Origin of the sequence: Actinomadura sp. 7K534, assembly GCF_004348575.1 — a bacterium.
Taxonomy (GTDB): Bacteria; Actinomycetota; Actinomycetes; order Streptosporangiales; family Streptosporangiaceae; genus Spirillospora; species Spirillospora livida.
Genome location: NZ_SMKB01000014.1, coordinates 1 through 20,724, shown reverse-complemented (window position 1 = coordinate 20,724; position 20,724 = coordinate 1). Strand labels below are relative to the sequence as shown.

General features: G+C 71.9%; 19 protein-coding genes and 1 pseudogene. 17 read left to right on the top strand and 3 right to left on the bottom strand.

Annotation, left to right across the window (positions count from 1 at the left end; translation table 11 throughout):
- The first annotated feature begins 166 nt into the window (after positions 1-166).
- From E1266_RS05235 to E1266_RS05175, 13 genes are all read left to right on the top strand, one after another.
- Positions 167-1,570: an ABC transporter substrate-binding protein gene (locus tag E1266_RS05235; RefSeq protein WP_132044267.1), complete on the top strand. Its 1,404-nt coding sequence runs from the start codon at positions 167-169 to the stop codon at positions 1,568-1,570.
- Between the two features lie 39 nt (positions 1,571-1,609).
- Positions 1,610-3,832, top strand: a complete 2,223-nt coding sequence (locus tag E1266_RS05230) for an ABC transporter permease (protein ID WP_132044265.1) — start codon at positions 1,610-1,612, stop codon at positions 3,830-3,832.
- Positions 3,825-4,574, top strand: a complete 750-nt coding sequence (locus E1266_RS05225; protein WP_132044263.1) for an ABC transporter ATP-binding protein — start codon at positions 3,825-3,827, stop codon at positions 4,572-4,574. The genes E1266_RS05230 and E1266_RS05225 overlap by 8 nt, the downstream gene beginning before the upstream one ends.
- Entirely contained in the window at positions 4,567-5,331 is a 765-nt protein-coding gene (locus E1266_RS05220; RefSeq protein WP_132044261.1) for an ABC transporter ATP-binding protein, read from the top strand. Before E1266_RS05225 ends, E1266_RS05220 begins: the two co-directional genes overlap by 8 nt.
- A gap of 5 nt (positions 5,332-5,336) precedes the next feature.
- Positions 5,337-5,690: a hypothetical protein gene (locus E1266_RS05215; protein WP_207945431.1), complete on the top strand. Its 354-nt coding sequence runs from the start codon at positions 5,337-5,339 to the stop codon at positions 5,688-5,690.
- An 84-nt stretch (positions 5,691-5,774) separates the two neighbouring features.
- Positions 5,775-6,974, top strand: coding sequence for an NADH:flavin oxidoreductase (locus E1266_RS05210; protein WP_132044257.1), 1,200 nt, complete (start codon positions 5,775-5,777; stop codon positions 6,972-6,974).
- 245 nt (positions 6,975-7,219) lie between these two features.
- The gene (locus E1266_RS05205; protein WP_132044255.1) at positions 7,220-8,875 is read left to right on the top strand and encodes an AMP-binding protein; all 1,656 of its coding nucleotides are present in this window, start codon (positions 7,220-7,222) and stop codon (positions 8,873-8,875) included.
- A 15-nt stretch (positions 8,876-8,890) separates the two neighbouring features.
- The gene (locus E1266_RS05200; RefSeq protein ID WP_132044253.1) at positions 8,891-10,054 is read left to right on the top strand and encodes an acyl-CoA dehydrogenase family protein; all 1,164 of its coding nucleotides are present in this window, start codon (positions 8,891-8,893) and stop codon (positions 10,052-10,054) included.
- Entirely contained in the window at positions 10,051-11,007 is a 957-nt protein-coding gene (locus E1266_RS05195; protein ID WP_132044251.1) for a bifunctional MaoC family dehydratase N-terminal/OB-fold nucleic acid binding domain-containing protein, read from the top strand. The genes E1266_RS05200 and E1266_RS05195 overlap by 4 nt, the downstream gene beginning before the upstream one ends.
- Positions 11,007-12,083 carry an acyl-CoA dehydrogenase family protein gene (locus E1266_RS05190; RefSeq protein WP_132044249.1) on the top strand — a complete coding sequence of 359 codons (1,077 nt, stop codon included), beginning with the start codon at positions 11,007-11,009 and terminating at the stop codon, positions 12,081-12,083. Before E1266_RS05195 ends, E1266_RS05190 begins: the two co-directional genes overlap by 1 nt.
- Positions 12,080-12,511 (top strand): MaoC family dehydratase, encoded by a 432-nt coding sequence (locus E1266_RS05185; RefSeq protein ID WP_243718240.1) that lies wholly within the window; start codon positions 12,080-12,082, stop codon positions 12,509-12,511. Before E1266_RS05190 ends, E1266_RS05185 begins: the two co-directional genes overlap by 4 nt.
- A complete protein-coding gene (locus tag E1266_RS05180) occupies positions 12,508-13,683 on the top strand; it encodes a lipid-transfer protein (RefSeq protein WP_132044247.1) in 1,176 nt (391 codons plus the stop codon). Before E1266_RS05185 ends, E1266_RS05180 begins: the two co-directional genes overlap by 4 nt.
- The gene (locus E1266_RS05175) at positions 13,680-14,468 is read left to right on the top strand and encodes a MaoC/PaaZ C-terminal domain-containing protein (protein WP_132044245.1); all 789 of its coding nucleotides are present in this window, start codon (positions 13,680-13,682) and stop codon (positions 14,466-14,468) included. Before E1266_RS05180 ends, E1266_RS05175 begins: the two co-directional genes overlap by 4 nt.
- A gap of 346 nt (positions 14,469-14,814) precedes the next feature.
- On the opposite strand, the gene E1266_RS05170 is transcribed toward E1266_RS05175, so the two are convergent.
- Positions 14,815-15,048 carry a hypothetical protein gene (locus E1266_RS05170; RefSeq protein ID WP_132044243.1) on the bottom strand — a complete coding sequence of 78 codons (234 nt, stop codon included), beginning with the start codon at positions 15,046-15,048 and terminating at the stop codon, positions 14,815-14,817.
- A gap of 173 nt (positions 15,049-15,221) precedes the next feature.
- On the opposite strand from E1266_RS05170, the gene E1266_RS05165 reads away from it, so the two are divergent.
- The 3 genes from E1266_RS05165 to E1266_RS05155 all read left to right on the top strand — a co-directional run bounded on the left by E1266_RS05165 (position 15,222) and on the right by E1266_RS05155 (position 17,488).
- On the top strand, positions 15,222-15,722 hold the full coding sequence (locus tag E1266_RS05165) for a DoxX family membrane protein (RefSeq protein ID WP_132044241.1): 501 nt from the start codon (positions 15,222-15,224) through the stop codon (positions 15,720-15,722).
- Positions 15,723-15,743: 21 nt separating this feature from the next.
- Positions 15,744-16,535, top strand: a complete 792-nt coding sequence (locus E1266_RS05160; protein ID WP_243718239.1) for an SDR family NAD(P)-dependent oxidoreductase — start codon at positions 15,744-15,746, stop codon at positions 16,533-16,535.
- Between the two features lie 323 nt (positions 16,536-16,858).
- The gene (locus tag E1266_RS05155) at positions 16,859-17,488 is read left to right on the top strand and encodes an HNH endonuclease family protein (protein ID WP_132044237.1); all 630 of its coding nucleotides are present in this window, start codon (positions 16,859-16,861) and stop codon (positions 17,486-17,488) included.
- A 302-nt stretch (positions 17,489-17,790) separates the two neighbouring features.
- Here E1266_RS05155 and E1266_RS05150 read toward each other — a convergent pair whose 3' ends face one another.
- Positions 17,791-19,407, bottom strand: coding sequence for an MFS transporter (locus tag E1266_RS05150; protein ID WP_207945430.1), 1,617 nt, complete (start codon positions 19,405-19,407; stop codon positions 17,791-17,793).
- A 130-nt stretch (positions 19,408-19,537) separates the two neighbouring features.
- On the opposite strand from E1266_RS05150, the gene E1266_RS05145 reads away from it, so the two are divergent.
- Positions 19,538-20,233, top strand: a complete 696-nt coding sequence (locus E1266_RS05145) for a TetR/AcrR family transcriptional regulator (RefSeq protein WP_132044234.1) — start codon at positions 19,538-19,540, stop codon at positions 20,231-20,233.
- A gap of 198 nt (positions 20,234-20,431) precedes the next feature.
- Here E1266_RS05145 and E1266_RS37790 read toward each other — a convergent pair.
- A pseudogene (locus E1266_RS37790) lies at positions 20,432-20,724 on the bottom strand (Coagulation factor 5/8 type domain-containing protein); the annotation flags it as partial.

The following is a 20,724-nucleotide window of genomic DNA, read 5'->3' as shown; positions in this document are numbered from 1 at the left end:
TCGGCCGGGTCCGGCTGACACCGGCCCCGCCCACGGCGCACCTCGCGCCGGGAACGTTCCACAAGGCGCCGCCGGCGCCGCTCCCGGTCCCGCACGCCTCCAGCCCCCCGCCGACATCCCACCCCCGTTCGCCGCGCCTGACGCGGCGCTGAAAGGAGCACGACCGATGAGGGTCGACAAGATAGGCCGGATCGCGGCGGGTGCCGTGGCGGTCGCGCTGGTGACCGCGTCCTGCGCCAGCGACCGTTCGGGCGACGACGGGGTCACCTCTGGCGGCTCGGACGGCAAGCAGGCCGCCTCCGCCTTCGGGACGCTCGCGTCGCCGTGCGGTCCCGGCGACGCCAAGGGCGAGACCGACCAGGGCGTCACCGACGAGCAGATCACGATCGGGTTCGGCGACGACCGGGGCTTCCCGTCCGCGCCGGGCCTGTCCAAGGAGATGGGCGACGCCGTCGCCGCGATGATCGACTGGTGCAACGAGCAGGGCGGCATCAACGGGCGCGAGATCAAGGGCAACCAGTACGACGCCGCCTACATGCAGTCCGCGAAGGTGATGCAGGAGGCGTGCAAGCAGGACTTCTTCCTCGTCGGGCAGGGTTTCGCGATGGACGAGGCGGCCGAGCAGCACCGGGTGGCGTGCAAGCTGCCGACGGTCGCCGGCTTCACGGTCGGCCCGAACGCCGCGATGGGGCCGATGAAGTACGAGGCCGTCCCGTACCCGGTGGACCAGATGAACATCGCCGGGCTCCGCATCGCCGAGCAGCTCTTCCCCGACTTCAAGGACAAGACGGACATCCTGTTGTCCACGTCGCCGGCGGTCAGCGCCGGCACCGACAAGATCACCGGCGCGATGAAGGAAGTCGGCATGGAGCCGATGGAGTGCGGCGTCCGGCTGAACGACAAGGGCGAGAGCAGCTACATGCCGTTCGCCGAGAAGATCAAGGACTGCGGGGCCGGGTACCTGTGGTCGTCCGACTCGCCCGACCCCGGGCAGTTCAGCCTGCTGGAGTCGATCGAGCGGGCGGGCGCCGAGCCGAAGTACATCTTCGAGGCCACCTGGTACAGCCAGGCGGTCTCCGGCTGGAACAAGTCGGGCACCGGTGACGGCCTGCACATCGGCATGATCTTCCAGCCGCTGGAGAACGCGGACAAGGTCCCCGCGGTCAAGCAGTACGTGGACCTCGTCACGGAGAAGAAGGGCAAGGTCGCCCTGCTCGGCATGCAGGCCACCTCGTCGTTCCTGCTGTGGGCGCAGGCCGCGGACAAGTGCGGCTCGGACCTGACCCGGCAGTGCGTGGTCAACGAGCTGGCCAAGGTGCACGAGTGGACGGGCGGCGGCCTGCACGCGCCGACCGACCCGGGCGCCAACAAGCCGGCGTCGTGCGGGCTGATGGTCAAGCTCACCGGGACGAAGTACGCGCAGATCCACCCGAAGAACGCCGGTGAGTTCCAGTGCGGCTCCGAGTTCGTCGTCGAGATCGACGAGAAGAACTGGGGGACGAAGCTGGACGGCGACCGCATCTCGACGAAGTTCCTGACGGACGACGTCATCAAGCCCCAGTCCTCCTGATCGGACCGCCCCCGGCGGCGACCACATGACGGTGAGCACATGACGACGTTCCTGACCTACACCATCCTCGGCCTCGTCCTCGGGTCGGTGTACTTCATCGCGGCCTCGGGGCTCGTCCTGACCTACAACACCTCGGGCATCTTCAACTTCGCCCATGGTGCCCAGGCGATGTTCGGCACGTTCCTGTACTGGCACTTCACCGAGCGGTGGGGGTGGCCGGTGTGGCTCGCGCTGCTCATCGTGATCGGGCTCGTCGGCCCCGCGATGGGCGCCGCGCTGCACACCGCGATCATGCGGGGCCTGCGCGGCACCGCCGACGTCACGAAGATCATCGTGACGGTGGCGGTGCTGCTCGGCACCGTGTACCTGGCGCAGTGGGTCTGGAACCCGGACGAGGCCCACACCGTGGACATGTTCTTCGGTGCGGGAGCGAAGATCACCGTGGCGGGCGTGGTGGTCCGGTACCACGAGATCGTCTGCCTGGTCGCCGCCGTGGCCATCGCCGCCGGGCTGCGGGTGCTGTTCACCCGCAGCCGGGCCGGCGTGGTGATGCGGGGCTCGGTCGACGACCCCGACCTGCTGCGGCTGAACGGCCACGACCCGGAGCGGGCGGCGATGCTGTCGTGGGCGCTCGGCTCGACGCTCGCGGTCCTCGCCGGGGTGCTGATCGTGCCGATCAGCGGCGGCGGGCTCGACGCGAACATGCTGACCCTGCTGGTGATCGACGCGTTCGCCGCGGCGATGTTCGGCCGGTTGCGCAGCATCCCCCGCACGCTCGTGGGCGCGATGGTGCTCGGCCTGGCCGCCAACTACGTGCTCGCCTACCTGCCGTCGGCGGGCACGTTCACCGGCAACCTGCGCGTCTCGCTGCCGATGATCCTGCTGTTCGTGGTGCTGGTGGTGCTGCCCCAGGACCGGCTGCGGGGGGCCGCGATCCGGACCCGCGAGCGGTACCGGGTGCCGACCGTCCGGGCGGCGGCGGTGTGGGGGGCCGTGCTGGTCGCGGTCGTGTACCTCTACAGCCTGCTGCTGTCGGACGGCGCCGTCTCCACGTTCGCCCTCGGCATGACGTTCGCGATCATCGCGCTGTCGCTGACCGTGCTGACCGGCTACGCGGGCGAGCTGAACCTCGCGCCGCTGGCGTTCGGCGCGGTCGCGACCGTCGTGGCGTTCCACACCGGCGTGGAGGGCACGGGCCTCGCGTCGTACATGAGCGTCCGGGGACTGGTGCTGGGCGTGGCGGTGGCGGCGCTGGTCGGCGGGCTGGTCGCGCTGCCGGCACTGCGGCTGCGCGGCCTCTACCTGGCGCTCGCGACGATGGCGTTCGGCGAGTTCCTGTCGAACATGGTGCTGCGCGACACCACCGAGCACGAGCTGCTCGGGTTCACGTTCACGCTGTTCCCGGACGGCTCGCTCGTCGTCCCGCCGCTGAAGGCGGGCCCCCTCGACCTGCGGGACGGGACGACGTTCCTGATGACCGCGACCGTCCTGTTCGCGCTGATCGCGGTCGGGCTCGCCGCCCTCCGGGGCAGCGGGTACGGGCGGCGGCTCGCGGCGATGAAGGACAGCCCGGCGGCCACCGCGATGCTCGGGCAGAACCTCGTCCGGCTGAAGCTGAGCGTCTTCATGATCTCCGCGGCGATCGCGGGGCTGGGCGGCGTGCTGATGTCGGCCGCGCACGGCACCGTCGCGCAGGAGAGCTTCTCCTTCATCGGCAGCCTGTCGCTGCTGATGCTGGTCGTGGTGGCGGGCATCGGCTACCTCAGCGGCGCCCTGGTCGGCGGCCTGCTGGCGGGCGCCGGCGCGAGCGTCCTGGTGGCGACGTTCGGCGAGCTCGCGCTGGAGAGCGAGGGCATGGGCAACATCTACGACGCGCTCGGCCATCTCGTCCTGGTCGGGACGGCGCTGCTCGGGATGGGCGTCGGCCGGAACCCGAGCGGGATCGTCCACGACGTCATCGAGGGGTACCGGGCGATGCGCGGCGCCAGGCCCCTGCTGTACGGGGCGGGGGCGTTCGGCGCGGTCCTGTACGTCCTCGCGCTGACCGGCGCCATCGGGACCTGGACGTTCGCGCTCGTCGCCCTGTGCGTGGTCATGCTCCTCCCCGTCCTCGGCCGCGTGTACCTGGACGAGGGGCGGCGCGACCGTCCGGCCACGCTGGAACTGGCCGGAGTGGACGAGCCCTATACCGAGGAGCTGCGGGCACGGCTCGACCGCGAACTCGGCCTGCCGGCAGCTGCGAAGGGAGCCGTCGATGCCTGAAGGGAAGACCCTGCTCGAAACGCGGGGCATCACCGTCCGGTTCGGCGGCAACACCGCCGTGGACGACGTCGGTGTCACGATGGCCGAAGGGGAGATCACCGGGCTGATCGGCCCGAACGGGGCCGGCAAGACCACGATGTTCAACACCATCACCGGCTTGCAGAAACCCGCGTCCGGCCAGGTGCTGCTGGACGGGGACGACATCACGCGACTGTCCCCGTCCAAACGCGCGCGGCGCGGCATGGCGCGCACGTTCCAGCGGCTGGAGCTGTTCCTGTCGCTGTCGGTACGTGACAACGTGCGCGTCGCCGGCGACATCCTGCGCAGCACCGGCCGCAAGAGATTCGACCTGGACGAGCGGACCGACAGCGTCCTGGAACGCACCGGCCTCACCGACATCGCCGACCGCGACGTGTCCGACGTCCCCATCGGGCGGGCCCGCGTCGTGGAGGTGGCGCGCGCGCTGATGACCTCGCCGCGCCTCCTCCTGCTCGACGAGCCCGCGTCGGGCCAGACCGACGCCGAGTCGGCGGTGTTCGCGGAGATGCTCACAGGCCTCGCCGCCGAGGGCCTCGCGATCTGCCTCGTCGAACACGACCTGCCGCTCGTCATGAAGCTGTGCTCGACCATCCACGTCCTCGACTACGGCGCGCTCATCGCGTCCGGGACACCGGCGGAGATCAAGGAGTCGCCGGAGGTCATCGCCGCCTACATCGGCACGGAGGAGGCCGTACATGAGTGAGGTGGTCCCGCAGCCGCGCCCGGCGGGCGACGACACGGCCGGCGCGGGCGCGGCGGAGACCGCGCCGCTGCTGGAGCTGGCCGGGGTCCGCGCGGGCTACGGCGCGATCGAGGTGCTGCACGGCGTCGACCTGGCGCTGCGGCCCGGTTCGCTGCTGGCGCTGCTCGGCCCGAACGGCGGCGGCAAGTCGACGACCATGCGGGTGTGCGCGGGTCTGCACCCGGTGTCCGGCGGGGAGCTGCGGTACGCGGGACGCAAGGTGAGCGGCATCTCGGCGCAGGCCGCGGCCCGCCTGGGCGTCTGCTCCATCCCGGAGGGCCGCGGCATCTTCCCCAACCTGACGGTGCGGGAGAACCTGTGGGCCGCCACCGGGACGGGCGCCCGCCTGGAGGACCTGGAGGAGAAGGCGTACGCCCGCTTCCCGATCCTCGGGGAGCGCCGCCGCCAGCTCGCCGGATCGCTGTCCGGCGGCGAGCAGCAGATGCTCGCGCTGTCGCGCGCGCTCGGCACCGACCCGGCGGTGCTGCTGCTCGACGAGCTGTCCATGGGCCTCGCCCCCATGATCGTGACCCGGATGTACGAGACGGTCGCCGAGCTGGTCGCGGGCGGCCTGTCGGTGCTGGTCGCGGAGCAGTTCGCCCGCGCCGTCCTGCCGATCGCCGACACCGCCGCGCTGATGCTGCACGGGCGCGTGGTGGCGGCCGGCCCGCCCGGCGAGATCGAAGACCGGCTGTCCAGCGACTACCTGGGAGGTTGACCATCATGCACACGGAGGAAAGGCGCCGGCGGTTCAAGGACGACGTGGCGCGGCAGAAGCTCAAGACCGACCGGTTCCGCTACGACGGGGTGCTGCGCGTCGCCGGCGCCGTCGCGATGGTCGCCGGTGTCGCCGGCGTCTTCGCCGCCTACAACATCTCGCTGGCCACGGACGACATGCGCGACGTGGGCTCGCTGCAGACCCTCGCGCTCGGATTCCTCGCGGTGACCGTCGCCGGCGCGGCCCTGTACCTGGCCGCCGCGGTCACCCGCGTCCTGCGCCTGTGGCTGCTGCGGCAGCTCATGGAGCAGCAGGCCCAGGCCGACCAGATCGCCGCCGCCCTGCGTGACCGGGGGTAGCGGGCCGCCGCTCCCGGCCGGCGGGATGTCCGGGGTGCCCGGACATCCCGCTGATCAACGCCGAGTTCAACTGGAGGACGCCGAATGAACGACCCGAGGCCCGACGTGTTCGCCCCGGCGAGACTGGGGCCCGTCACGCTGCGGAACCGCGTCATCAAGGCGGCGACGTACGAGGGGCTGACCAAGGACGGCCAGGTCACCGACGCGCTGATCGACTTCCATGTCCGGCACGCGCGCGGCGGGGTCGGGATGACGACCCTCGCGTACTGCGCGGTCTCGCCGGAGGGCCGCACCGACCGCCGGCAGATCCACTGGCGGGACGAGGCACTGCCCGGACTCCGCAGGCTGACCGACGCCGTGCACGCCGAGGGAGCGGCCGTCCAGGCGCAGATCGGGCACGCGGGCCCGGTCGCCAACCCCAAGAGCAACAGGCTGCCCGCGCTCGCACCCAGCCGCCACTTCCACCTGACCACGCAGACCGTCGCCAAGGCCGCCGCGCACGCGGACCTGGCGCGCATCGTCGAGGCGCACGCGCGCGCGGCCGGGAAGGCGATCGAGACCGGCTTCGACGCCGTCGAGATCCACATGGGGCACAACTACCTGACGAGCTCGTTCCTCAGCCCGAAGCTCAACCGCCGCGACGACGAGTACGGCGGCTCGCTGGCGAACCGCGCCCGGCTGGCCCGCGACATCGGCCGCGCCGTCCGCGACGCCGTGGGCGACCGCATCGCGATCACCGCGAAGCTGAACATGGACGACGGGGTGCCCGGCGGGTTCTGGCTGGACGAGGCGATCCAGGTCGCGCGGTGGCTGGAGGCCGACGGCTCGGTCGACGCCCTCCAGATGACCGCCGGCAGCTCCCTCCTCAACCCCATGTACCTGTTCAAGGGGGACGCGCCGCTGCACGAGTTCGCGTCCGTCATGAAGCAGCCGACCAAGCTCGGGATCAAGCTCGTCGGCAAGCACTTCCTGAAGTCCTACCCCTACGAGGACCTCTACCTGCTGAGGGACGCCCGCCAGATCCGCGCCGCGGTGCGGCTGCCGATGATCCTGCTCGGCGGCGTCACCGGCAAGGCCGGCATGGACACCGCCATGGCGGAGGGCTTCGCGTTCGTCGCGATGGCCCGCGCCCTGCTGCGCGAGCCCGACCTGATCAACCGGATCAGGGACGAGCCCGCCACCGAGTCGCTCTGCATCCACTGCAACAAGTGCATGACCGCGATCTACGGCGGCACCCACTGCGTCCTCTCGACCGAACCGGCCTGGGGCAGCGCGCGTGCGTGACGAGACGACCGCTGCCCAAGCCGGACGCCGGCGTGCGTTCCAGCGGAGTCGGCCAGGTGCCTCCGACAGCGCGGCGCGACGGCCGGGCCGGTCCGGGCGCACCCCTCTCGACCTGGAAGTTCCGCTCAGCGGGACGGCGCGGGGGCCGCTCCCGGTCAGCGGGATGCCCGCACCCGCCGGGGCGTCCGGCTGATTTAGCGTCGGGGGCGCGGTGCCGGGTCCGAAAGGGGAGGCGAGGAGCGGGAGTGCGCGACGAGACGATCGCGGGGATGCTGCTGGCGCGGCTCGGGGACCACCGGCCCGGCCTGCGCAGCCGCGAGCGGTCCTGGACGTGGGACGCGGTCGTCCGGGAGAGCGCGGCGCGTGCCTCGCTGGCGCGCGAGCTGCGCCGCGACGGGCCGTTCCACATCGGCGTGCTGCTGGAGAACGTCCCCGAGTACGTGCTGTGGCTGGGGGCGGCGGCGCTGAGCGGCGCGACGGTCGTCGGCGTCAACCCGACCCGGACCGGCTCCTACCTGGAGCAGGAGGTCCGCCACACCGACCTGCAGCTCCTCGTCACCGACCGGGCCGGGCTGGACCTGCTGGACGGCCTCGACATCGGCGTCCCCCGCGACCGTTTCCTTCTGACCGACGACGACGGCTACCCCGCCCGGGTCGAGGGGCACGCCTGCGAGCCCGCGGCCGACGGGTCGGTCACTCCGGAGACGCAGATGCTGCTGCTGTTCACGTCGGGGACGACCGGAAAGTCGAAGGCCGCCCGCTGCTCGCAGGGCAGGCTCGCCGAGCTGGGCCGCAACAACAGCGCCAAGTACGAGATCAAGCGCGACGACGTCTGCTACTGCCCGATGCCGCTGTTCCACGGCAACGCGCTGATGGCGCTGTGGGCGCCGTCCCTCGCGGTGGGCGCGACCGTCTGCCTGACCCCAAGGTTCTCCGCCTCCGGGTTCCTGCCGGACGTGCGGTTCTACGGCGCGACGTTCTTCACCTACGTCGGCAAGGCCATCGGCCACGTCCTCGCCACCCCGGAACGCCCCGACGACGCCGACAACACGCTCACGCACGGGTTCGGGACGGAGGCGTCCCCCGAGGACAAGGCCGGGTTCCGGCGCCGCTTCGGCGCGGCCCTCGTCGAGGGCTACGGCTCCAGCGAGAGCGCCGGCATGATCGAGCGGGATCCGGAGACGCCGCCGACCGCGCTCGGCCGGCCCGCGCACGACGGCGTCCGGATCGTCAACCCGGAGACGCTGGAGATCTGCAAGCCCGCCGTCCTGGACGAGCACGGCCGCGTCGGCAACGCCGAGGCCGCCGTCGGCGAGATCGTCGACGTGCACGGCGCCGCGAAGTTCGAGGGCTACTACAAGAACCCGGAGGCCGACGCGGAGCGCGTCCGGCACGGCTGGTACTGGACGGGCGACCTCGGCTACGTCGACGGCGACGGGTTCCTGTACTTCGGCGGCCGGTCGGGCGACTGGATCCGGGTGGACTCGGAGAACATCTCCGCGCTGCTCACCCAGAACGTGCTCCGCCGCCACCCCGGGGTCGTGGACGCGGCGGCGTTCGGCGTCCCCGACCCGCGCGCCGGCGACCAGGTGATGGCGGCGATCGAGCTCCCGCCCGGCACCGCGTTCGAGGACCTGGGCCTCGCGGCGTTCCTCGCCGCGCAGGACGACCTCGGCACCAAGGGCGCGCCGCGCTTCGTGCGCGTCTCGCACGCGCTGCCGACGACCGGCTCGGGCAAGCTCAAGAAGAAGGAGATGCAGCTCGAAGGCTGGCGTACCGGCGACCCCGTGTACCGCTGGGCGACCAGGGGGGCGCCCGAGTACGTCCTGATGACCGAGGCCGACAAGGCGGCGCTGCACGCCGAGTTCGCCGCCGCCGGACGCCGGCGTTTCCTCCCTTGATCACGGAAGGGTGTTATGGATCTGCGTGAGTCCGCGGCGCACGAGAAGCTGCGCGCGGAACTGAGGGCGTACTTCGCGGGCCTGCTGCCCGCGGACGTGCGCCGCCGCGCCGGCGAGCAGGGCGTCGGCGGGGAGCGGTTCCGCGAGATCGTCAAGATGCTCGGCGACGACGGCTGGCTCGGCTACGGCTGGCCGGTCGAGTACGGCGGGCAGGGCAGGTCGATCGCCGAGCAGTACGTGTTCTTCGACGAGGTCCAGCGGGCCGGGCTGCCGTTCCCGTTCGTCACCGTCAACACCGTCGGCCCGACGCTGATGAGGTACGGGACCGACGAGCAGAAGCGGCGCTTCCTCCCGGGCATCCTGTCCGGCGACATCGTGTTCGCGATCGGGTACACCGAGCCCGACGCCGGCACCGACCTGGCGTCGCTGCGCACCCGGGCCGTCCGGGACGGCGACGCGTTCGTCGTCGACGGCAGCAAGATCTTCACCAGCGGCGCCAACACCGCCGACCACATCTGGCTCGCCGCCCGGACGAACCCCGACGCGCCCAAGCACAAGGGCATCTCGATCCTGATCGTCCCGACCGACGCCGACGGGTTCTCCTGGAGCCCGATCCCCACGGTCGGCGGGATGGTCGTGACGTCGACGTACTACAACGGCGTCCGGGTCCCCGCGTCCGCGGTGGTCGGGGACGTCGACGGCGGCTGGAACCTGATCACCACCCAGCTCAACCACGAGCGCATCGGGCTCGCCGCGCTCGGCGGCCGGATGATCCGGCTGTGGGAGGACGTCCGCGACTGGGCCCGCGAGAACGGCGTCATCGACCTGCCGTGGGTGCGCGCCGACCTGGCCCGCACGCACGCCAGGCTGGAGGCGATGCGGCTGATGAACTGGAAGATGACCATGGCCGTCGAGGCGGGCGAGCTGACCGGCGCGCAGGCCGGCGCCGCCAAGTCCTACGGGACGGAGACGCACATCTTCGTCCAGCGGACGCTGACCGGCGTTCTCGGCGCGGCCGGACGGATCCGCCCCGAGTCGCCGGGCGCCGTCCTGCACGGCCAGATCGAGCAGCTGTCCCGGCAGGGCATCGTGAACACCTTCGGCGGCGGCGTCAACGAGGTGCTGCGCGACATGGTCGCCGTCCAGGGCCTGGGACTGCCGAGATCGAGGCGATCATGAGCGATTCCGCGTACGAGGACAGGCTGCAGGCGTGGGTGGGCCGCGAACTGCTCACCCTCCGCCCCGGGCAGGACCCGGTGAACGTCCCCATGATCCGCCACTGGGTGGAGGCGATGGAGGACGACAACCCCGTCTACCTGGACGAGGACGCCGCCCGCGCCACCGGCCGCCCCGGCGTCGTGGCGCCCGCGTCGATGCTCCAGGCGTGGACGATGCGCGGGTACGCCGCGTCCGTCTCCCCGGACGCCGAGCGCACCGGCTCCGACGAGCTGACCGACCTGCTCGCCGAAGGCGGCTACACCTCCGTCGTCGCCACCGACTCGGAGTTCGAGTTCCACCGCGAGCTGGTCCCCGGCGACCACGTCAGCGTGGAGGAGACCCTTGAGGCGATCTCCCCGGAGAAGAAGACCGCGCTCGGGCCGGGCCGCTTCATCAGCACGGTCAAGACGTACCGGGACGCGTCGGGCGAGATCGTCGCGACGCAGCGGTGGCGGATGCTGCGCTTCCGGCCCGCCGCGAAGCCCGAGCCGGAGCCCGCGCCGAAGGCGCTGCGGCCGCGGCCCGCGATCAACCACGACAACGAGTTCTGGTTCGCCGCCGCCCGCGAGCACCGCCTCGTCATCCAGCGCTGCGCCGACTGCAAGTCGCTGCGGCACCCGCCAGGCCCCTGCTGCCCGCAGTGCGGCTCGTTCGGCTGGGACACCGTCGAGTCGGCGGGCGAGGGCCACGTCTACACGTACGTGGTCAACCACCACCCCCGCCACCCCGCGTTCGACTACCCGCTGGTCGTCGCCGTGATCGAGCTGACCGAGGGGACGCGGCTGATCGCCAACATGACGGGCGTCGAGCCCGAGGACGTCGAGATCGGCATGCCGGTCGTCCTCGACTGGATCGACCCCGACCCCGACCTGTCCCTGCCGGTCTTCCGCCCGGCCGCTGCTGAGGAGCGCTGATGGACTTCACCCTGGGGGAGGACCTGGAGGCCGTCCGGGACCTGGCCCGGCAGATCTTCGCCGACCACGCCGCGCAGGAGCGGATCAAGGCCGCCGAGCAGTCCGGGACCGGCCTCGACGCCGCGCTCTGGACCGCGCTCGCGGACGCGGGCCTGCTCGGCGTCGCGCTGCCCGAGAGCGCGGGCGGCGCGGGCCTCGGCGTCGGCGGCCTGGCCGTCCTGCTGGAGGAGCAGGGCCGGACCGTCGCGCCCGTGCCGGTCTGGCCTGCGGTCGTCGCGGCGCTCACCCTCGCCGAGCACGGCACCGCCGCCCAGCGCGACCTCCTCCCGGCGCTCGTGGACGGCGGCGAAAGGCTCACGGTCGCGCTGGAGGAGTTCGGCGCCGCGGACCCCGCCGAACCGCGGTGCACCGCCGTCCGCGACGGTGACGGATGGCGGCTGACCGGCGTCAAGGCGGTCGTCCCGGCCCCGTCCGGCGCCTCGCACGTCCTGGTCTCCGCGCGCTCCGATGAGGGGTCCGGCCTCTACCTCGCCGCGACGTCCGCCGCCGGAACGTCCTGGGAGCCCGCCGGGACCACCGCCCACGACGGCGCCGCCCACCTCACCCTCGACGGGACGCCCGCGCAGGCGCTCGGCGACGAGGCCCTCGCGTCGGTGCTGCGGCTCGCCCGGGTAGCGCTCGCCGCCGTCCAGGTCGGCGTGGCCGAGGGCGCGCTCCGCCTGGCCGCCGACCACCTCACCGGACGCGAGCAGTTCGGGCGCCCCCTCGCCGCGTTCCAGGCCGTCCAGCACCAGCTCGCCGACTGCTACATCGAGATCGACGCGATGCGGGTCTGCCTCTGGCACGCGGTATCGCTGATCAGCGCCGGGCAGGACGCGGAATCGGCGGTGCTGGTCGCCAAGTGGTGGTCGGACGAGGGCGGGCTGAACGTCGTCCACCGCGTCCAGCACCTGCACGGCGGCATCGGCGTGGACGTCGACTACCCGGTGCACCGCCACTTCCTGTGGGGCAAGCAGATCTCCGGCACCCTCGGCGGCGCGTCCGCCGACCTCGAACTGCTCGGAGCGGCCCTGTGATCGCCGACGTGAAGCGCTACGAGGACGTCGCGGTCGGGCAGGAGCTCCCCGAGCTGCGCATCCCGCTGACCCGCACCATGATCGTCGCGACCGCCATCGCGAGCCGCGACTACCAGGACGTCCACCACGACCCGTCCCTCGCGGTCGAACGCGGATCCAAGGACGTCTTCATGAACATCCTGACGACCAACGGCCTCGTCGACCGGTACGTCACCGGCTGGGCGGGCCCGGCCGCCGTCGTGACGGCCATCAAGATCCGACTGGGCGCGCCCAACTACCCCGGCGACACGATGGTGCTCACCGGCACCGTCACCGCCAAGCACGACGACCGCGGCGTCGAGATCGCCGTGCGGGGCGTCAACGAGATCGGCCCGCACGTCACCGGCACCGTCGTCGTCCGGCTGCCCGGCCAGGGGAGTGACACATGAGCGTGCTGCCCGGGGCCGCCGCGATCGCGGGGATCGGCGCCACCGAGTTCTCCAAGGACTCCGGCCGCAGCGAGCTGCGGCTCGCCTGCGAGGCGGTGCTCGCCGCCGTCACCGACGCGGGGCTCCAGCCGTCCGACGTGGACGGCATGGTCACCTTCACCGCCGACACCAACTCCGAGATCCACATCGCCCGCAACCTCGGCATCGGCGAGCTGTCGTTCTTCTCCCGCGTCGGGTACGGCGGCGGCGCGGCGTGCGGGACCGTCCAGCAGGCCGCGATGGCCGTCGCGACCGGCGTCGCCGACGTCGTCGTCTGCTACCGCGCGTTCAACGAGCGGTCCGGTACCCGCTACGGCCTCGGCCAGGCGGACCGGCCGGTCGACGTCAGCGCCGACCGCGCCGCCTACTCGTGGATGACGCCGTTCGGCCTCGCCACCCCGGCCCAGTGGGTCGCGATGTTCGCTCGCCGCTACATGCACGAGTACGGCGCGACCAGCGAGGACTTCGGCCGCATCGCCGTCGTCGACCGGGCGCACGCCGCGAAGAACCCCGCCGCGTGGTTCCATGACCGCCCCATCACGCTGGAGGACCACCAGGCGTCCCGCTGGATCGCCGAACCCCTCCGCCTCCTCGACTGCTGCCAGGAGAGCGACGGCGGACAGGCCCTCGTCGTCGTCTCCGCCGAACGCGCCCGCGACCTCCCGCACCCGCCCGCCCTGATCTGGGGCGCCGCGCAGGGGTCGGGCAACGACCAGCACATGATGACGAGCTACTACCGCTCCGAGATCACCGGCATCCCGGAGATGGGCCTGGTGGGACGGCAGCTCTACGCGCAGTCCCGGCTGACTCCCGCCGACGTCCAGGCCGCGATCCTCTACGACCACTTCACGCCGCTCGTCCTGCCGCAGCTCGAAGAACTCGGCTTCTGCGCCAAGGGCGAGGCCAAGGACTTCGTCGCGGACGGCAACCTCGAACTCGGCGGCCGCCTCCCGTTCAACACCCACGGAGGCCAGCTAGGCGAGGCGTACATCCACGGCATGAACGGGATCGCCGAGGGAGTCCGCCTCGTCCGGGGGACGTCGGTGAACCAGCCGGGCGACGTCCACAACGTCCTCGTCACCGCCGGGACGGGCGTCCCGACCAGCGGCCTGATCCTGGGGGCTTCCGGATGAGCGAATGGCGCGGCCGCCACCTCGGCACCAAGACCGTCTCCTACGACGACACGCAACCCGTCCTCTACGCCCTCGCCGTGGGGGCGAGCGCCTCCGACCTCGACCTCGTCTTCGAGGAGCGGCTCCGCGTCCTCCCGACGTTCGCCCTCACGCTTGCCCAGTGGGCACCGGACGCGCTGGGCTCCGCAGGGGCCTTCGACATCACGACGGCCGTCCACGGCTCGCAACGCCTCCGCGTCCGCAAGCCCCTGCCCCGGTCGGGCTCGGTGGAGATGTCCGCCCACGTCGCCGAAGTCTGGGACAAGGGCTCCGCGGCCGTCTTCGAGGTCGCCGTGGAGAGCCCGTACTTCGAGGCCACCTGGTCGCTGTTCGCCCCGGGTTCCGGCGGCTTCGGCGGCGACCGGGGCCCGTCCTCCCGCCGCCGTCCCGAGACGGACCCCGACGGGTCGCTGACCGTGGCGACGTCTCCGGAGCAGGCCGCCCTCTACCGCCTCCTGGGCGACCGCCACCACCTGCACATAGACCCGGAAGCGGCGAAGAAGGCCGGAATGCCGCGCCCCATCCTGCACGGCCTGTGCACCCTGGCCGCGGTGACCCTTCCGCTGGCCGAGTCGCTAGGCGCGCACCCGGCCGACCTACTCGAACTGGAAGGCCGCTTCGCCGCCCCCGTCTTCCCCGGCGACGTCCTGCACCTGGAGACCTGGAAGGAAGACGAAACGACGCTCTTCGAGGCGTCAGCGGACGGCAAGACGGTGATCTCCGCGGCCCGAGCCCGTTTCGCCTGAGTCGACGACCCGGCCGCGACGCTCATCGACCGGTACACCCGGCGCGGCTGAGCGTGGCTGTCACTCCTCGCTCATCGAACGAATCCGCCGCTTTGATCATCTAATGGGAAAGTCGCTCCGGAGAGGCGAGGTCGGCGTACGTGAATGGACCGTTCAAACGGCAGGGCCATCCTGCTCCTCCCCGTTCTGAACGCTTGCTCGCGGGTGTCGTCCTCCTGCTGCCGATATGGCTGCTGACCGCGTTCATTCTCCACGACCACGGCGAGCGACGCGCCGAGCCTGCCCGGACGAGCGGAACCGCCCCCGCCGAGGCAGGCGGGGGCGGCGGCGTGCCGGCCGGGCTGGGTCAGTACAGGCCCCACAGCTCGTAGCTGGCCCACGGCGCGGAGCTGCCCTTGCAGTCGTAGGACTGCCAGCCGGACTTCACGCCGGCCTCGCCCGCGGCCTTGCAGCTCGAGTACCAGTAGAACGTCTGGCCGGTGTTGTGCCACGACGCGGCGAGCGCCGGGGTCGCGGTCGCGCCGACCGCCAGCGCCGACCCGGCGACCACGGCGGCGACGGCGGCTTTCCTGATCTTCATGTGACCCTCCCTGTGAGGTGACGTGCACGAACAGTCACAGCATGTGCGCGATCCGTCACGCTGAGTATCCGGGAAAACGCGTACATCGCCCCCGGGTCCGCCGCCCAATCTTGTCATTGACAAGACTGCCCCCGCCCCTTTATCTTGACAGTGACAAGTTAGGGGGAAGTGAGATGGCACCACTGATGTTCCTGATCGGCGGCACGCTGGCCGCGCTGCTCGCGGGCCGGGTGGGCGTCCGGTGGCTGCGGCCGTGGCCGGTACCGCTGCGCGTCGGGCTCGCCCTGATGTTCACGGTGACGGGGATCGCCCATTTCGTCGGCATGCGCGAGGCGCTGATCGACATGGTCCCGCCCGCGCTGCCCGCGCCGGGGCTGCTGGTGACCGTGACCGGCGTCCTGGAACTGGCCGGCGCGGCCGCCCTCCTCTGGGAGCGCACCGCACCCTGGGCCGCGGGCGGGCTGAGCCTGATGCTGATCGGCATGTTTCCGGCGAACGTCCACCTGGCCCTCAACGGCGGGGACATCCCCTGGGACGACCGCCTGCTCCCCAGGACCGCCATGCAGGTGGTCTTCCTGGCCGCCACGCTCGCCGTGGTCGCCCACCACGTGCGGCGGACGGAGGAGACCACCCGGCGCGAGCCCGCGAAGAGCCTCTCTGGAGAAGGTTTCTAGAACCGACTACTGTCGCGTCCCGTGAGCGATGCGCTGAACGTGGTCGTGACGGGCGGGAACCGCGGGGTCGGACGGGCCGTCGCGGCGGAGGCCGCCCGGCGCGGCCACCGGGTGACGATCGTGGCGCGGCGGCCCGCCGAGGGGGCCGCCGCCGCCCGCGAGACCGGCGCCGAGTTCGTCCCCGGCGACCTGTCGACCCTCAGCACGACCCGCGCCGCCGCCGCCGGGATCGCGGAGGCGGTCCCGGTCGTCGACGTGCTCGTCCACAACGCGGCGCTGTGGCCGAGCCGCCGCGTCCTCAACGAGGACGGGTTCGAGCAGGCGTTCTTCACCAACCACCTCGCCCCGTTCCTCCTGAACCACCTCCTGGAGGAACGGCTCCGGCGCGTCGTCCAGGTGAGCGCGGGCCTCTACGTCATGGGCAGGGTCGACCCCGACCGCACCCCGACCGGCGACGACTTCAGCCCCACCAAGACCTACGCCAACACCAAGCTCGCCAACCTCCTGATGGTCCCGCTGTTCGCCGAACGCTGGAAGGAGGCCGGCATCACCATCGACGCGGTCCACCCCGGCGTCCTGCGGACTGGCCTAGGCGAACGAAACGGCTTCCAGGGGCTCCTCCTGAGAACGGTGAAGCGCACCCTGAAATCCCCCGAGGCCGGTGCCAAACCCGTAGTGGACCTCCTGACCTCCGAAGGCACGGGCCGCTACTACAACGGCCTGAAACAACGCCCCCTGAAACCCGTGGCCCGCAACACCTCCCTGGCCGAACGCCTCTGGACCGACGCCCAAAAGGCCGTTAACACCCCCTGAGCCGCCCCGCACCCGAGTCTCGCCGAGGGACCCGCCGCAACCGACTGAGCGGGGCCTTCGGCGGCGCGATACCTCTCAGGCGGACGAGGTTCAGGGAGTCTTCATCTGCCGGGGCCGGGGCGTCGGCGGGCCTGTCGCGGCAGGTCATCAGGGGTAGGGCGCGGGAGTTACGGCAGCTTCCGACAAATGCGGCGGCGTCGCTGAGCAAGGCGTGACATTTATTCGTGTTTGTCTCGAATGTCACCGTCGCACTGTTGCCGTTCCCGCCCCGCTCAGGGCGCCCCCGGCCCTGGCAGGGAACGGCCGCGGAAGGGCTCCCCCCGATGCGACGACCGTTCCTGTTCCTGCTACCCGCCGTGCTGGCCGCCGCGCTGGTCGGCATCCCGTCGGCTCCCGCGTCCGCGACCCCGCCCAACATCCCGTCCGCCGCCACGGCCGCGTCCCGGCTGGCCGCCCTCACCGTGGCCGCCGAGTCGAACGCCGGCAGCTACGACCGCTCCCTGTTCCCGCACTGGATCACGATCTCCGGGGCGTGCAACACGCGCGAGACCGTCCTCAAGCGGGACGGCTCCAACGTCGTCACCAACTCGTCCTGCGCCGCGACCTCCGGGTCCTGGTACTCGCCCTACGACGGCGCCACCTGGTACGCGGCGTCCGATGTGGACATCGACCACATGGTGCCGCTGTCCGAGGCGTGGGCGTCGGGGGCCTGGGCCTGGACGACGTCCCGCCGCCAAACCTACGCCAACGACCTCGGCGGCCCCGAACTTTGGGCCGTCACCGACAACGTCAACCAGGCCAAGGGGGACAAGGACCCCGCCGAGTGGCAGCCGCCGCGCGCCGCGTTCCGCTGCACCTACGCCCGCGCCTGGATCCAGGTGAAGTGGTACTACGGCCTCACCGTCGACAGCGCCGAGAAGAACGCCCTCTCCACAATGCTCGGCACCTGCTGAGGCGGTCGCCGAGAGCAGGGGGCCGGGCGCCGTTCCCGCCGGGGCGGCACCCGGCCCCTCTCTCCGGCCGCAAATCTAGACAGTGACAAGCCCGTGCGCACCGGCCTATCTTGACGGTGGCAAGTTAGGGGAGGTGACATGGCACCATTGATCTTCTTGACCATCGGCACGCTGGCCGCGCTGGTCGCGGGCCGGGCGGGCGTCCGGTGGCTGCGGCCGTGGCCGGGCCTTGCCGGGCACGAGCGATCCGCGCGCCGTCGAGACGGCCGAAGCGCTCGACTACGACTTCGCCCGTTTCCACTTCAACCTGTTCCACCTGTGGCGCGCGCCGGCCGGGCGTCGACGGCCTGGTCGCCATCGGAGCTGGTGCCGTCGGTCTCCTGCGGGGGACGGGCTCGGCGGCCGAGGACGAGGGTGACCAGGAGCGCGGCGAGTGCGATGGGCACCGCGCCGGCCGCGGCGAAGACCTGCAGCCCGTCGGCGACGGCACCGTGCACCGCGCCGAGGATGGCCTGGCCGTCCGAGCCTGCCGCCTCCGCCGCGGAGACTCCGTCGTGCACGCTCGACAGGGCGGTGCTCGCGGCGGCCTCGGACGTCCCGGCGGGCATCGAGCCGTCCAGCGAGGCCCGGTAGACCAGCATGCCGACGGTCCCGCCGGCGGCGATCCCGAGCGCGGTGCCGAGTTCCCCGCCGACCTCCTGCGCGGCGGCCGCCGAGCCGGTCTGCTCGGCCGGGGCGCTGGAGATGATCAGGTCGCTGACCAGGGCCATGGCGGCTCCCTGCCCCAGGCCGACCACGGAGATCGCGGTCACCAGCAGCGGCAGGGGAGCGCCGGGGCCGGTGACCGCTACGAGGAGCACGGCCCCGAGCGCGGCGACGGCGAGCCCGAGGGCGACCACGACGGCCGGGCGCATCCGTCCGGCCAGCGGCGCCGCGAGCATCGTTCCGGCGACGTTGACCACGATGTAGGGCAGGGTGCACAGGCCGGCCTGGAGCGGGGAGAGCCCTGCCACCCACTGGAGGTACTGGGTGAACAGGTAGAACATGCCGACCACCCCGGTCCCCACGAGGAGCAGCGTCACGAGCGGGACCGCGATGCGGCGGTTGGCGAGCAGCGTGAGGTCGAGGAGCGGGTCGCGTATGCGGCGCTGCCGGCGGACGAAGAGGGCCAGCACGAGACCGCCGGTCGCGGTGATGCCCAGCTCGCGCCAGGCCGACCCGGTACCGGTCTCCTGCCCGGCGGCGAGTTCCTGGAGGCCGTAGACCACGGCGAGCATCCCGGCCACGGACAGGGCCACGCTGGTCAGGTCGAGCGGGGCGGTGTTCCTTTCGGCGCGTTCGGGCACCAGCGCGGTTCCCGCCAGGACGAGCAGCGCCATGGGCGGGACGTTGATCAGGAAGATCGATCCCCACCAGAAGAACTCCAGCAGCGCGCCGCCCACCAGCGGGCCGACCGCGCCGCCGACGGAGAAGGCGCTGAACATGATCGCGATGGCCAGGCGGCGCTGGGTGTCGTCGCGGAACATGGTTCGCAGCAGGGAGAACAGCGAGGGCATCAGCGTGGCGCCGGCGGCGCCCAGCAGGGCGCGCGCCAGGATGAGCATCTCCGCGTTGACCGAGAACGCCGCCAGGCTCGAACAGGCGGCGAACGCGGCGGCACCGGTCAGCAGCAGCCGCCGCGGCCCGACGCGGTCCCCCAGGCGCCCCATGGTGACCAGGGACCCGGCGATGACGAACCCGTAGACGTGCACGATCCACAACGCCTGGGACGCGCTCGTGTCCAGATCCGCGCTGAGCGTGGGCATCGCGAAGAACAGCACGGTCAGATCGGTCGAGAGCGTCAGCATCGGCAGGACCAGGAGGGCGAGCCCGGCCCATTCCCTCGGGGTCGCGCGCTCGGCGGAGGATGTGTCGTGCACCTGTGCTCCCGGCGTCCGGTATCGTTTCGTTCCGTAACGTAATCATAGGAGACCGGCCGAGGCAACCCACCCGGGACCCCCGGATCCACGACGTCATTACGTTCCGCGACGGAACCACTAACCTGAGCGCATGTCGGACCTGCACAGCGGCGCCGCGAAGGGCGCCGGCGGCCGGCCCCGCGATCGGCAGATCGACGAGGCGGTGATCGCCGCGACCCTCGCGATCCAGGAGGAGAAGGGCTACTCCGGCGTCTCCCTGGAAGCGGTGGCGCGGCGCGCCGGCACCTCCCGCCCGGCGATCTACCGCCGCTGGCCCGGACGCGCGCCGCTGGTGCTGGCCGCGGTCGCGGACCGCCTGGACGTCCCCACCCCGCCGGACACCGGATGCACGCTGTGCGACATCGGCGAGAGCTTCAACGTCTTCCTCGCCGCCTACCGCACGATCCGGCCCGAGGCCCTCAGCGCGCTCTACGCGGACTGCGCGCCCGATCCGGACCTGCGCCGCCGGTACCTGGCGACGGTCGTCGAGCCCGCCCGCTACGCCGTCGGCCGCACGCTGGACCGCGCCACCGCCCGCGGCGACCTGCGCTCCGGTGCCGACCGCGAGCTGCTGCTCGACATCGTCGGCTCGCTGGTGCAGTACAGGGCGATGTTCGGACGCGAGCACCTCACCGACGCCGAGGCCGGACGCGCCATCGAGATGCTCCTGCGGGGCGCCGCCGCGGACTACGACGCCCTGCTCGCGCACAGCGAGGCACTCGAGCGAGCAGACCTCGGCGGATCGGCGCATCACGTCCACGCCCCGCAGGGTGCCTCGGATCACTAGAGACGATTTCTAGAGATCCTTTGCGTGTCGGTACGCCCCCATCTCATGGCTGAGTCGCTGAACGTGGTCGTCACCCGCGATCGACGTGCTCGCCCACAACGCCGTGGTCTGGCCCAGGCACTTCGTCCGCAACGAGTGGTGCACCGCGAAGCGCGCCGCGTAGGTCATCGCCCGGCCGGCGGTGAGCTGGGCGGGTCGTTATGGCGTGGTTTCGGTTTGGTGCCACATTGTTAGGTAGGTTTCGGCGCCTTGGGTTAGGTCGGCTGTTATTTCTTGGCCGGCTCTGTTGTGGATGTCGGCGAGCCAGTCGGGGACCAGGCCGTAGTTGGCTACGCCGTCTGTGTTGAGGTCCCAGGTGCGGAGGCCGGTCTGCTGGCGGTCGAGGGTCACCGCCGGGTCCACTGGGGATTTGAAGGGGTAGCGGAGCGGGGTGGTGTTGTTCGCGCGCGGGGGCGGGAGGGCGCCCATGCCGTTCGCGTCCAGGCCGTAGC